The following is a 14,013-nucleotide window of genomic DNA, read 5'->3' on the forward strand; positions in this document are numbered from 1 at the left end:
CCGGAGAGATGGGGAAGGTTCTTCCTTGCCACAAAATGCTATGTTCTCTATCGGTGTACCAGTAGAATCAGTAAGGAGCTTCCAAACTGAACCGTCCCAGCTTCCCTGCACGCAGCTCACGCAAAATGATTTTTGACGCCTTTTCGAGATCCACACGTCCGCCGCTAACAATACAGCCACGTTTACGTCCGATCGCTTCCATGACGTTGACAATTTCATCAGGGTTTTCTGTATCTTCAGGACGTTCGTTGAGCTCAAAGCGCTCTGCCATTACATCCCAATAGTACTGAACCAAATATTTAGTCGCAAAAAAAGCAATATCCTCGACATTCAGAATTTCTTCCTTGATCGCACCTGTAACAGCCAGACGATAGCCTACATTCTGATCCTCGAATTTAGGCCATAGAATACCTGGTGTATCCAGCAATTCAATTTCACCGATCTTGATCCACTGCTGTGCCTTCGTTACCCCTGGACGGTCACCCGTAGCTGCAATATTACGTCCCGCCATTCGGTTGATCAATGTCGATTTACCGACATTTGGAATACCAACAATCAACCCACGCATAGGACGCGGGTTCATTCCCTTCCGAATCTGCCGATCTATCTTTTCCTTAAGCAACAGCTTAGCCTGAATCGGGATTTCTTTTAGCCCCGTTCCAGTTGTGGCATCCACTGGTAAGGCCACATGCCCCTGCTCCTTAAAGTAGGCAATCCATTGCTGTGATACTACGGGGTCCGCCAAATCTGCTTTATTCAATATAATCATTCGCGGCTTGCCTTGCAAAATATCATCAATCATTGGATTTCGGCTGGAGAGCGGCAATCGAGCATCAATCAGCTCAATGACCAAATCAATTAACTTTAATTTTGCCTCAATTTGGCGGCGAGCTCTGGTCATATGACCAGGGAACCATTGAATCGTCACCGTCATCACCCCATTGATCGTAACTCCTACTTTTTACCCTTAGGCTCTTAGTTAGGATTACGGCAGCTATGCTGCTTATTAGTTATTCTAGTGGTTAATCCACTGCATATCTTTCGCCGGCCAAAAAATAACGTCAGCCCGACCCACGACTTCTTTCAAATCAATATATCCGAGCATCCGACTGTCTGTACTATTGGAACGGTTATCCCCCATTACAAAAATATGCCCAGCCGGAACTTTTCCATCCTTAAACTTCTCATTTGGAAAATTTGTAAACTTGTTGTAAAGCTCGCCATTTTGATGCGCTTCTTCCAAAGGAGCTTTCAGGTAAGATTCCTGAATCGGCTTGCCATTTACTGTAATCGTGTCACCTTCTACCTTGACCGTATCTCCTTCAACGGCAATGACGCGTTTGATAAAGTCTCTTCCTTCCTCCGGCACATGAAACACGATCACTTCGCCTGGTTTAGGGGTACGGAAATCATACAAAATCTCATTCACAATGACGCGTTCTCCGGTATGAAAGTTAGGCTGCATCGACGGGCCATCCACAATAAACGGCTTAAAGAGAAGCCAGCGGATTAAAAAGACAAGCACTAACGCAATAATGATGGCCTTGAGCCACTCAAAAATCTCATTTTTTGGTTTACGCTTGGGCGTACCATCCTGATCAGTTGGCTGCTGTACAGCTCCTTGTCCTAATTCTTGCTCCATAGCTCACTGTCCTCTCTTTACGGTCAATAATCCACAGTTCCCTATGTACGTAGAAAAAACGAAAGGAGCTTGTAACCAAGCCCCTTTCGTTATTCGTTGTATTAACGACGAATTTCTTTAATTCTCGCTGCTTTACCGCGCAGTTCACGAAGATAATAAAGCTTCGCACGACGCACTTTACCACGGCGAGCCACGTCGATTTTATCGATTTTTGGGGAATGAAGCGGGAAAGTTCTTTCCACACCTACACCGTAAGAAATTTTACGAACTGTAAAAGTCTCACTGATTCCACCACCACGGCGTTTAATTACAACACCTTCAAACAACTGGATACGCTCACGAGTTCCCTCAATAACTTTCACGTGCACTTTCAAAGTGTCACCAGGACGAAAGTTAGGCAAATCTTTACGCAGTTGTTCTTCAGTGATCGCTTGGACGATATTCATCTATGACTCCCTCCTTCCGTACAGGTGTTCATGCTTCTTCTGGAAACACAACCGTTTCCTTCATCATCCACAGAGGACCACCGTATTACACACAACAGATGTATTGTATCATGGAGGATACCGCATTGCAACAACAAAAAGGGATTTGACCAAACATTATTTAATTGACTCCATTATAAAACAGGTCACTGCCTGCTTTCAAATCCACTCATGTCTAAGGCGCTTTATTGCTTATCCCCCAAACAGTCAGATTTGCGCTGCTCCTCAATCCACACGCGCTCCTTGCCTGTCAGTTCAGCCTGTTCCAACAGGTCTGGTCGGCGTTCCATCGTGCGACGTAACGCCTCTTGGCGTCTCCAAGAATCAATATTGACGTGATGCCCTGACAGGAGTACATCAGGAACTTTCCAGCCCCGAAACTCCGCAGGCCGGGTATAATGGGGGTACTCCAGCAACCCGGTACTAAACGAGTCCGTTACCGCACTCGTTTCGTTCCCCAACACTCCTGGTAGCAACCGTGTCACACTGTCAATGACGGCCATGGCTGGAAGTTCACCACCAGTCAACACATAATCTCCGATAGAAAGCTCATCCGTCACCAAATGCTCTCGAATACGCTCATCATAACCCTCATAATGCCCACATATAAAAATAAGATGGTCCTCTTTGGCCAGCTCTTCCGCTTTCTTTTGCGTAAAAGTCTCGCCTTGTGGACACATCAAAATGATACGCGGAGATTTTATGTCTGTGTTACGTTCTACCCCTTCATGTTGGATAACTTCATCGGCAGTCTCTAATGTTGATTCCTCTGATTTATCCAACAGCGCTTCCACGGCAGCAAAAATAGGGTCAGGCTTCAAAACCATGCCGCCCCCACCACCATAGGGCGTATCATCCACTTGTCCATGCTTGTTGCCGGCATACTGACGAAAATTAACCGCTTGCAGTGATACAATTCCCTTATCCCTTGCTTTTCCCAGAATGCTTGCATTAAATACTCCATCAAACATCTCTGGAAACAGGGTCAGCACATCCACCCGCATTACAGCAGACCTTCCATCAACCGTACCGTAACCCGTTTTTCGCGCACGTTTACATCCAAAATAACATCCTCTATATACGGCAATAGCAGTTCCTTGCCTTTAGGCATTTTGACTACCCATACATCATTGGCTCCCGGAGTCAAAATTTCTTTGACCACGCCGAGCTCATTTCCGTCTTCGGTCACTACTTCCATGCCGACTACTTCATGAAAATAGAATTCATTTTCTTCCAATTCGCCTAACCGCTCAGCAGATACCTTCAACAAAGTACCTTTATATTTTTCAACTTCATTGATATTGTGATATTCCTTAAATTTAGCGACAACCATATTTTTTTGAAAACGCGCTGTTTCAATAGTTACGGGAATCGGGGCTTTACCTTCAGCCGGAACAATCAAAAGTTCACTACCTTTAGCAAAGCGATCCTCTGGGAAATCTGTCGTCGTTAATATTTTAAGCTCCCCACGGATTCCATGGGTGTTCACAATTTTTCCGACATTAAACAATTGTTGCATCGTGTTCCTCCTGCTTGTAATCGGTCCCGCTCCATATCATCTTCATCATGTACGAAAAAGGGTTAGGACATACATCCTAACCCACTTTCGTATATCTTTAAGATATGATGTCTACGGTAACCCGTTTATCCATCTTAACGGCTGCTGATGCAACCACAGTGCGAAGCGCCTTGGCGATACGACCCTGCTTACCAATGATTTTGCCTACATCCTCAGGATGCACACTAAGCTCATATACAACAAGCCGATCCTTCTCCAAGGTCTTCACGGTTACATCTTCCGGATGATCGACTAAAGCCTTAGCAATGATTATCACTAATTCTTCCATGGTTGACCCTCCGTATCAGCACCTTATTTCTGTAGTTTAGACTCATGAAACTTTTTCATTACGCCCGCTTTGCTAAGCAAGTTACGGACTGTGTCGGATGCTTGTGCACCATCTTGCAACCATTTCAGCGCTTTATCTTCATCAATTTTTACAACCGCTGGTACTGTGATTGGGTTGTAGTAACCGATTTCTTCGATAAAACGACCGTCACGCGGGGAACGAGAATCAGATACCACGACGCGATAGAAAGGAGCTTTATGTGCACCCATACGTTTCAGACGAATACGAACTGCCACGAAAATTCACCTCCTTCAAAAAGTAGACTGTATATTGTTATCCCATAATTCCAAGGGCCAATTGGCCTTAGCGGAAAGGAAACTTCATACCTTTACCCATACTCTTCAACTGCTTCATAGCCTTGTTTTTGCCACCCTTAGGTCCCATCATATCTGAGAACTGCTTCATCATACGACGCATTTCGTCAAATTGCTTTATCAGACGATTTACCTCAGCCAGTGATGTTCCACTGCCTACAGAAATACGTTTGCGTCGGCTATGATTAATCATGTCTGGGTTTTGCTTTTCCTGTGTGGTCATAGAATGAACGATAGCCTCAATCCGGCCCATCTGTTTGTCATCCACTTTGATATCTTTCATTTGCTTCATGTTGCCCATACCGGGAATCATATCAAGAATCTGGTCGATTGGGCCAAGCTTCTTAACTTGATCCATTTGCTCCAGAAAATCTTCAAAAGTAAACTCGGCATTACGCATTTTCCGTTCCATTTCCTTCGCCTTATCGGCGTCGATATTGGACTGCGCTTTTTCAATCAGGGACAACATGTCACCCATGCCTAAAATCCGTGAAGCCATCCGTTCAGGATGAAACGGCTCCATCGCATCCAGCTTTTCACCCAATGTAGCAAACTTAATCGGACATCCAGTCACAGCCTTAACCGATAAAGCTGCACCACCACGAGTGTCACCATCCAGCTTCGTCAGTACAACTCCCGTTAACTCCAGGCTATTATTAAAGTGCTCCGCAACGTTAACCGCGTCCTGCCCCGTCATGCTATCTACAACCAGTAGAACTTCATCCGGGTTGACGTTGGTGTGAATCTGGCGCAACTCTTCCATGAGCTCTTCATCAACATGAAGACGACCCGCAGTATCTATAATAACGTAGTCATTACCATTATCCTTAGCATGCTGCAAACCCTGTTTTGCAATTTCTACCGGGCTTGTCTGATCTCCCAGAGTAAATACAGGAGTATTAATCTGCTCCCCAAGAACCTGAAGCTGCTTGATCGCGGCTGGTCTATAAATATCACCAGCTACAAGCAATGGACGATGATTTTGCTTTTGCAGCAATTTCGCCAGTTTACCAGACGTCGTCGTTTTACCTGCGCCCTGGAGACCCACCATCATAATGACCGTAGGCGGTTTGTTTGCTTTGACAAGCTTGGCCTGACTGCCACCCATCAACTCGGTCAGTTCCTTGTTCACGATGTCGATGATGACCATGCCTGGCGTAAAGCTGTCCATCACTTCCTTACCAACGGATTTCTCCTTTACCTTGGCAATAAAGTCCTTTACAACCTTGAAGTTAACGTCCGCCTCAAGCAAAGCTAATCGTACTTCACGCATCGCCTGAGCTACATCATCCTCAGACACTTTTCCTTTACCGCGCAGTTTACTGAATACATTTTGCAAGCGAGTCGATAATCCTTCAAATGCCATACTTTCGCACCTCCTTGTCTACCAGGGTTGTTTGTTCTTAATCTATATGTCCTACAATTCCTGCAGGCGATTTACAATTTGATGGACATGTTGCAGAGTGCCTTCATCGGACTCACCGATTTTACCGAATGCCTCATACAACGTCTTATTTAATTCTTCGAGATCTTGGATTCTACGCTCATACTTACTTAGCAAACCAAGCTTTTCCTCGTACATTTCCAATACCTGTTCAGCACGTTTAATATGTTCATATACTGCCTGACGGCTAATTTGAAATTCCGATGCAATTTCCCCTAAAGAAAAATCATCATGGAAGTAATATTTTAAAAACATCTGTTGCTTCTCTGTAAGCAGAGGTTCATAGAAGTCAAACAGTCGGTTAATCCGGTTTGTCTTTTCCAGCCGATTCTCCTGACTCATCTTGTATACCTCCATCGTCAAGGAAAAACACTTTACAGTTCTTTTCAACGTTCCTTATGATACATAAAAGAAAAGAAGATGTCAAGCGTTATCCCTTGTCATACAAAAAAAAGCCGATCCACTGCCCTTAAACGGAAGTACGGATCGGCTTTTTGCCCACTGTTACTTAAACCCTTACTGGAGTAAGATACAGCAGAACAGCCAGAAAATGAAGTATGCTGCCTGCCAAAACAAACAGATGCCAGATCGCATGGTGATATGGAAATGCCCGCCACACATAGAAAATTGTGCCCAACGTATACATAAGACCACCTACGAACAATAACGTCATCCCTCCGGCGGGAACAGTCGCAACCAGAGGATTCCAGGCAATGGTGATGAGCCAGCCCATCACAATGTAAAACACGGTAGACATAAACAGGAAGCGCTTGGTGAAGAACGCCTTGAACAACACACCAAACAGTGCAATCCCCCAAATCACTCCAAACAATGTCCATCCCAGAGTACCTCGCAGTGCAACGAGCATAAACGGGGTATAGCTACCTGCAATGAACAGGTAAATACAAGAATGATCGAATATTTCGAACAAATCCTTCATTTTCCCTTCACGCAGGCTATGAAGCAATGTTGAATTGGTGTACAACAGCAACATCGTAATCCCGTAAATCGTAAAGCTGACGACATGCCAAGTGGTTCCTTTCAAGCTAGCAAAAACAATGAGTAACACAAGCGCTGCCACGCTTAAAACGGCTCCAATTCCATGTGTAATGGCGTTGGCTACTTCTTCCCGTCGGGAGTAGGTATAGGTGTTTGCCATCGGTTTTTCACCCGGCTTCCTTATTTATATTTTACATACAACATACATTACATATACGGCATCGACAGACCTCTTGCTTTCATTATACATCTGAGCGAACTTGAGCAGCAACAGGATGGCTACTTAGTCCCAAACGTAGCATGAAAGCCTACTTTAAACGTATCAGTTCTGTTCTTCCTCGTCTGCAGCAGTTGCTTCGACGGTCTCTTCCTGAATCAACCCCGCAAACAACGCATGAACGAATTGCTCGGAATCAAACGGTTGAAGATCATTCACTTTTTCACCTAAGCCCACCAGCTTAACAGGCAAATTCAGCTCCTGACGGATGGCCACAACAATCCCGCCCTTCGCTGTACCATCCAACTTCGTTAGCACCAACCCGGTTACACCGCTTTTCTCACCAAACAGCTTGGCTTGGTTAAGTGCATTTTGTCCAGTCGTCGCATCAAGTACCAACAACACTTCATGAGGAGCATCAGGAATTTCGCGTTGGATCACGCGGAAAATTTTGTTCAGTTCCTCCATCAGATTGCTTTTATTCTGAAGACGTCCTGCGGTATCACACAACAAAACATCCACTTGACGCTGCTTGGCAGCCTGTACGGCATCAAACATAACCGCAGCCGGATCGGAACCGGATTGCTGCTTAATAACCTCTACACCTGCCCGTTCGCCCCATACCTCCAACTGTTCAATCGCACCCGCCCGGAACGTATCCCCAGCAGCCAACAATACTTTTTTGCCCTCTTGTTTAAAACGGTGAGCTAACTTGCCAATGGTTGTTGTTTTGCCGACGCCATTGACTCCCACGAATAGAATGACTGTAATCCCGTCAGGACTCATTTTGAGCTGACTATTGTCATTCCCCCGCAGCAACTCGGACAGCTTTTCCGACAATACAGGCTGTAACTCGGATGCGTCCTCGATTTTGCGCTTTTTCACTTCTTCTCGCAGGTCTTCAATGAGGTTCATAACCGTGTTGACGCCTACGTCCGCTCCGATCAGAATTTCTTCCAGTTCCTCATAAAATTCCTCATCAATCTTTTTACGGCGAATCATCAAGTCCGTTACTTTTTCAACAAAACCTTTACGTGTTTTTTCCAAACCATCTTTGAACTGTTTTGTGACAGATTCAGTTTTGTTTGCAATGCTTTCCTTCAATTTCCTAAAGAAACTCATGGATTCCCTCCGTTGGTCTGAAAGTATGTTATTTAATGTCAGGCAATCTCAGCTTCATCGTTGTCCAGCTTGACAGATACGAGTTTGGAAACCCCGCCTTCCTCCATCGTAACCCCGTACAGCACATCTGATTCTTCCATTGTGCCCTTGCGGTGTGTGACTACAATGAACTGTGTCTGCTCCGAGAATTCTCGTAAATACTGGGCAAAACGCACCACGTTTGCTTCGTCCAATGCAGCCTCTACTTCATCGAGTACACAGAATGGAACAGGTTTAACGTGTAAAATGGCAAATAATAACGCCATCGCTGTTAACGCACGCTCACCGCCCGACAGTAGCTGCAAGTTTTGCAATTTTTTGCCCGGTGGCTGAGCTACGATGTCGATCCCCGTCTCCAGCAAGCGTTCCGGGTCAAGCAGCACGAGATCAGCACGTCCGCCTCCGAACAGCTTGGAGAATACCGTTCCAAATTCGCGCCGAATAGCATCGAACGTAGTCTTAAAGCGTTTAGACATTTCTTCATCCATTTCACGAATAACTTGATAGAGCGTTGTCTTGGCCTCCACCAAATCAGACTTTTGCTCATCAAGAAACGTATAACGCTCATGCACACGCTGGTATTCTTCAATGGCGCCCAGATTCACCTCACCCAACGCGGAAATACCCCGTTTGAGCCTTTCTACCTCACTCTGCGTACCTTCAATATCTTCCGGTATAGGGTAACGCTGCTTGGCTAACTCATAGCTGAGTTCATAATCATCACTTAATTTTTTCAGAACGTTTTCCAGTTCCACATCGAGCCGATTTACTCCAATTTCCGTTTGACGAAGCAACTCCTCCACTGACTTGAGCTGAATTCGCTGTTCTTTCGTGTCGTTCTCAGCCACTTCAAGCTTTTTGGACAAGCTGCTACGTGCAGCCCGCTTGAATTCCAGTTGCTGTGCGGCTTCTTCCTTTTTCAAACGGTATTGATTGAGATTTTCAATCTGTTTCACGGTCTCCTGCTCATTGGTCAGCAAATCTGCTTCGATGGAAGCAAGCAAGGTTTTGTTTTGTCTCGAATCCTTACCAAGAGTATCATAATCCCCACGCAATCTGCGCAACTGCTCTTCCAAAGAAAAGCGCTCTTGGTCCAGTTTTCCTTCTCTTACCTTGAGATTCGTAAGCTCTCCCTGCAGCTGCTCTTTGGCAGATTCGTTAGCTTTACGGGCAAATTCAGCAGCGTGAATGGCCTGATGCGTTTTCTTTTCTTCTTCCTCCAGCGCAGCCAACTTTACCAACGCTTCTTCACGGGAAGTTTCCAGCTCCTTGAGTTCCTGATCAAAGCCCTTTTTCTCCTGACCAGACGCAGCGACCTGCTCCAGAACATGACGAAGTTCATGCTCCAGTTGCTTGAGTTCCATTGCCATCTGCTGCTCTTCACTGCGCTTCACATCGCCGCCCTGGCGCAACTCATCCAGACGGGTCTGTGTCTCCTCCAACTGGCGTTTGGTATCTATTGCACTCTGGCGCAACCTTGCAATTTGCTGCTCCGTATCTACAATGTCCTGATCCAACTGATCCAGCTGACGTTTCCGTCCAAGCAGATTAGCATTTTTCTTGAACTGGCTTCCCCCAGTCATGGAACCCCCTGCATTGACAACATCGCCTTCCAAAGTGACCACGCGGTATCTATATTGGCAACGAGCCGCAATACGGTTTGCATCTTCCAACGTACGGGCAATGACCACATTCCCCAAGAGACTGCCTACAATTCCGGCATATCGATCATCATACTGAACAAGATCTGCACCGATCCCGACAAAGCCTTCGGCTCCTTCTGCAATTTGGCGTTCTCCTGCGCCGATTTGACGCGGGCGGATAACATCCATAGGCAAAAATGTCGCTCTGCCCAGTTGACGTTGCTTTAGAAAACTGATCGCCTGTCTGGATACGGATTCATTTTCCATCACGATATGCTGAACTGAAGCACCCAAAGCGGTTTCCATCGCCTGCTCTAAATGCTCAGGCACCCGAATCAGCTCCGCTACCGCTCCATGCACACCGTGCAAAGTATCTTTTCGTGCAGCCTTCAATACCTCTTTAACTCCAAGCATGAAGCCGTCAAAGTCATCCTGCATTTCCTTCATTGTATCTCGTCGTGAAATTTGAGCCTCACGTTTTTGTTCCCATTTACGAACGGTACCCTGGTTTTCTTCCAGTAATTTTTGCAGGGCTTGATACTTTTCACTTCCCTGAATATAGCCACTACGCAAACTACTGATTTCCTGCCCCAGCTTCTGAACCGCAGCTTCCAATCCCTTTTTGCGCTGTTCAAGTTGTACTTTCTGGGCTTCCCATTTGCCGGATTCGTCACTTACGCGAGTCACACGCCGTTCCAATGCTTCCTTCTGTTGGTCTGTATAACGGATTTCGTTACGCGCCTGCGCCATCTGATTCATCAGCTCCAGCAGACCACCCTTTAGGCTTTCTTCCTGCTCCTGGCTGATTCCGCCTGTAACACCAATCAGTTTGGCCTCTTCGTCAGACAGCCGCGCACGCAACTCGTCAAGCTCTACATTCAGTGCAGACAGTTTTTCGTTCAGCTGATCCAGTTCACTCCTGCGCTCGGAATGCCGTGATTCGCTTGTGCTAAGTGATAAGATCAATTGTTCCCGATTAGCCTCCAGATTGCGTGTGCGCTCTTTGAGCAATTCGCCGTAGCCTTCACTTTTCTCCGTCGCTTCACTGTATTGCAGCAGATCCCTTTGCAACTGCTCTACTTGCTCTTCCAGCTGGCGCAATTCGTTGCGATCGCTTTCCAGCATCGCATCGTGGCGGGACACCACCGTAGACAACTGAAGCTGCTCCTGCTGCAACAATGCTAGTTTAGAAGTCGCATCGCTCCACGAAGTATGAATTTGTTCAATTTGATGGACGTACATTGAAATTTCTTTTGATTTCAATTCACCGCGCAGCTCTTTAAAATGAATCGCTTTTTCAGACTGCTCCTTAAGCGGTCCAATCTGATCCTCCAGTTCACTAACCAAATCGTGAATACGCAGCAAATTTTGCTCCGTTTCATCCAGCTTGCGAACCGCATCTTTTTTACGCGATTTATATTTTACGATACCCGAAGCTTCCTCAAAAATACCTCGACGATCCTCAGATCGGGTACTCAGAATTTCTTCAATGCGTCCCTGCCCAATAATTGAATAAGCTTCTTTACCAATGCCTGTATCCATAAACAGCTCTGTAATATCTCGGAGTCTGCATGATTGCCGATTAATGAAATATTCACTATCCCCACTTCGATGTACACGTCGCGTTACCGTGACCTCACCAAAATCCAGAGGCAACGCCTGATCTTCATTATCCAACGTAAGCGATACTTCACCGTAATTAACAGCCTTACGAGCATCACTACCCGCAAAAATAATGTCCTCCATTTTGCCGCCACGCAGTGATTTGGCACTCTGTTCGCCAAGCACCCAACGAATCCCGTCGGAAATATTACTTTTTCCGCTTCCGTTGGGCCCGACGACTGCCGTAATGCCGCGGACAAATTCCATTTCCGTTTTATCTGCAAACGATTTGAAGCCCGCCAGCTCAATGCGCTTTAAAAACATGCTCAATCTCACCTCTAACATTTCAAATATGCTTGTACAACACCGTATACCTGATTGATATGAATTATCCCTATTGTAGCATAAACTAGCTTGTATAAAGCACAGTACCGACACTCACATTACACCAGCAAAGCCACGAAAAAAGAGCAAAACGCAGTCCATTCGCCATTACGGGCCGGGACTCCCCGCGGACTGCCCTTTGCTCTTACTTTGTGCCCCTTGCTTGCGTAACCCGTCCGGGCTGCTCAGGTACCGATTACGATTCTGCCAGCTTCAAACGGTTTAAAGCTACTGCCGCCGCTTGCTGCTCAGCTTCTTTTTTGGAGCGCCCCGTACCTGCCCCTAGCCGTTCGCTGTCCATATATACCTCGGCTACAAACTCGCGCTCATGGGCTGGTCCGCGCTCCTCTACAATCTTGTATTCAAGCATCCCCATGTTATGATGCTGCGTCAGTTCCTGAAGCTCTGTTTTGAAATCACTCATCTGAAGTTTACCGTTTAATACAATTTGAGGAAAAATATAACGTTCCAGAAACGAACGGACTGCCTCCAGACCCTGATCCAAATAAAGCGCACCTACGAATGCTTCGAATACATCAGCCAACAGAGCCGGACGAGTACGTCCACCTGTCAACTCTTCACCTTTTCCAAGCAGTACATATTGCCCGAACTCAAGCCCGACAGCAAACTTCACCAGAGAAGGTTCACAGACAATAGCTGCACGCAGCTTGGTGAGTTCGCCTTCGGGTCGGTTAGGGTACTGATTGTACAATTGCTCGGACACCGTCAGTTCCAGAACAGCGTCACCTAAAAATTCAAGACGCTCATTGTCTGCATGCTGACTGAACCGATGTTCGTTTACGTAGGAAGCGTGCGTAAAGGCCTGCTTCAGAAGCTGCCGATTGTTGAATTGAATATGAAGTTTCTGCTGTAATTGCTTCAAGTCTCCACTCAACGAACTGACCCCTTATGCTTCATATTTTTTTAGAATAACCGTAGCATTGTGACCGCCAAAACCAAAGGAATTGGACATAACCACATTCAGTTCCGCTTTTCTCGGCTTATTAGGTACATAATCAAGATCGCATGCCGGGTCTTGATTATCCAAATTAATCGTTGGCGGAATCGTCTGATGCTGAAGGGCGAGACCACAGATCACAGCTTCAACGCCGCCCGCTGCACCCAATAAATGCCCTGTCATCGACTTGGTTGAGCTGATCGCTACCTTATAGGCATGTTCTCCAAGCGTTTTCTTAACTGCTTCCGTTTCGGATTTATCACCGACTGGCGTAGACGTACCATGTGCATTGATATAATCAATCTCTTCAGGATTCAATCCAGCATCACGGATCGCCATTCTAATGCAGCGTGCTGCTCCCTCTGGATCAGGCTCCGTCATATGATGGGCATCACCAGAAAGACCGTAGCCAATCACTTCACCGTAAATACGCGCACCACGCTTCAAAGCATGATCCAACGATTCTAGAATAAGAACACCGGAGCCTTCGCCCATAACAAACCCGTCTCTTTCGGTATCAAAAGGACGACTTGCCTTTTGAGGCTCGTCATTACGCGTGGACATCGCTCTCATGGAACAAAATCCAGCCATACCAATCGGACGAATAGTCGCCTCAGCTCCTCCGCAAATCATGGCGTCTGCGTCACCACGCTGAATCATGCGGAAGGAATCGCCAATAGCATGACTGCCTGTGGCACAAGCCGTAACTGGTGATGTATTAGGGCCTTTAGCACCGAGTGAAATCGACACTTGACCGGAACCCATATTAGCAATCATCATCGGGATGAAGAAAGGGCTTACGCGTTTAGGTCCTTTTTCAATCAGTGCGTTGTGCTGGTCTTCCCAAGTTCCCAATCCGCCAATACCGGAACCGACAGATACACCAACACGCTCAGCGTCCGCATTTTCTCCGATTACAAGTCCGCTGTCCTCAAGCGCCAATTTACTAGCAGCAACCGCAAACTGCACAAAGCGGTCCATTTTACGCGCATCCTTACGTTCAATATAATCCTCTGGATTAAAATCTTTAATGGAAGCGGCTATTTTCGTAGTGTACTCACTTGTATCGAAAGCTTCGATTTCACTGACGCCGGATTTTCCAGCCATCAGATTATCCCATAGTGTGTTCAAATCCTGTCCCAGCGAAGTGATTACACCCATTCCTGTTATGACAACACGTTGTTTCAAAGATAATCACCTCTATGTCTACTGCATATTGTATTTTAAGACCGCACTCTCTTGTGCGTAAAAATAATA

Annotated in this window: 14 protein-coding genes; all 14 read right to left on the bottom strand. The window is 46.2% G+C overall.

The window, feature by feature from the left end; translation table 11 throughout:
* Window positions 1-67: 67 nt before the first annotated feature.
* Entirely contained in the window at window positions 68-928 is an 861-nt protein-coding gene (gene ylqF, locus C1T21_RS08300) for a ribosome biogenesis GTPase YlqF (protein ID WP_103048252.1), read from the bottom strand.
* 87 nt (window positions 929-1,015) lie between these two features.
* Complete coding sequence (gene lepB, locus C1T21_RS08305) at window positions 1,016-1,642, bottom strand: signal peptidase I (protein WP_103047893.1); 627 nt, start codon at window positions 1,640-1,642, stop codon at window positions 1,016-1,018.
* A 101-nt stretch (window positions 1,643-1,743) separates the two neighbouring features.
* Window positions 1,744-2,088: a 50S ribosomal protein L19 gene (rplS, locus tag C1T21_RS08310; protein ID WP_010346403.1), complete on the bottom strand. Its 345-nt coding sequence runs from the start codon at window positions 2,086-2,088 to the stop codon at window positions 1,744-1,746.
* A 224-nt stretch (window positions 2,089-2,312) separates the two neighbouring features.
* A complete protein-coding gene (trmD, locus tag C1T21_RS08315; RefSeq protein WP_103047894.1) occupies window positions 2,313-3,131 on the bottom strand; it encodes a tRNA (guanosine(37)-N1)-methyltransferase TrmD in 819 nt (272 codons plus the stop codon).
* The gene (rimM, locus tag C1T21_RS08320; RefSeq protein WP_069291714.1) at window positions 3,131-3,646 is read right to left on the bottom strand and encodes a ribosome maturation factor RimM; all 516 of its coding nucleotides are present in this window, start codon (window positions 3,644-3,646) and stop codon (window positions 3,131-3,133) included. The genes trmD and rimM overlap by 1 nt, the downstream gene beginning before the upstream one ends.
* A gap of 97 nt (window positions 3,647-3,743) precedes the next feature.
* A complete protein-coding gene (locus C1T21_RS08325; RefSeq protein WP_013309863.1) occupies window positions 3,744-3,974 on the bottom strand; it encodes a KH domain-containing protein in 231 nt (76 codons plus the stop codon).
* Window positions 3,975-3,997: 23 nt separating this feature from the next.
* The gene (gene rpsP, locus C1T21_RS08330; protein ID WP_013309862.1) at window positions 3,998-4,270 is read right to left on the bottom strand and encodes a 30S ribosomal protein S16; all 273 of its coding nucleotides are present in this window, start codon (window positions 4,268-4,270) and stop codon (window positions 3,998-4,000) included.
* Window positions 4,271-4,337: 67 nt separating this feature from the next.
* A complete protein-coding gene (ffh, locus tag C1T21_RS08335; RefSeq protein WP_103047895.1) occupies window positions 4,338-5,714 on the bottom strand; it encodes a signal recognition particle protein in 1,377 nt (458 codons plus the stop codon).
* Between the two features lie 51 nt (window positions 5,715-5,765).
* The gene (locus tag C1T21_RS08340) at window positions 5,766-6,134 is read right to left on the bottom strand and encodes a putative DNA-binding protein (RefSeq protein ID WP_023988169.1); all 369 of its coding nucleotides are present in this window, start codon (window positions 6,132-6,134) and stop codon (window positions 5,766-5,768) included.
* A gap of 166 nt (window positions 6,135-6,300) precedes the next feature.
* A complete protein-coding gene (gene trhA, locus C1T21_RS08345) occupies window positions 6,301-6,951 on the bottom strand; it encodes a PAQR family membrane homeostasis protein TrhA (protein WP_013309859.1) in 651 nt (216 codons plus the stop codon).
* A gap of 162 nt (window positions 6,952-7,113) precedes the next feature.
* Window positions 7,114-8,130 (bottom strand): signal recognition particle-docking protein FtsY, encoded by a 1,017-nt coding sequence (ftsY, locus tag C1T21_RS08350; RefSeq protein ID WP_103047896.1) that lies wholly within the window; start codon window positions 8,128-8,130, stop codon window positions 7,114-7,116.
* A 38-nt stretch (window positions 8,131-8,168) separates the two neighbouring features.
* Complete coding sequence (smc, locus tag C1T21_RS08355) at window positions 8,169-11,738, bottom strand: chromosome segregation protein SMC (RefSeq protein ID WP_103047897.1); 3,570 nt, start codon at window positions 11,736-11,738, stop codon at window positions 8,169-8,171.
* A 256-nt stretch (window positions 11,739-11,994) separates the two neighbouring features.
* Window positions 11,995-12,693, bottom strand: coding sequence for a ribonuclease III (gene rnc, locus C1T21_RS08360; RefSeq protein WP_013309856.1), 699 nt, complete (start codon window positions 12,691-12,693; stop codon window positions 11,995-11,997).
* Between the two features lie 12 nt (window positions 12,694-12,705).
* On the bottom strand, window positions 12,706-13,944 hold the full coding sequence (gene fabF / locus C1T21_RS08365; protein ID WP_061832008.1) for a beta-ketoacyl-ACP synthase II: 1,239 nt from the start codon (window positions 13,942-13,944) through the stop codon (window positions 12,706-12,708).
* Window positions 13,945-14,013 lie beyond the last annotated feature (69 nt).

Source organism: Paenibacillus sp. F4 (assembly GCF_002894905.1).
Classification (GTDB): domain Bacteria; phylum Bacillota; class Bacilli; order Paenibacillales; family Paenibacillaceae; genus Paenibacillus; species Paenibacillus polymyxa_B.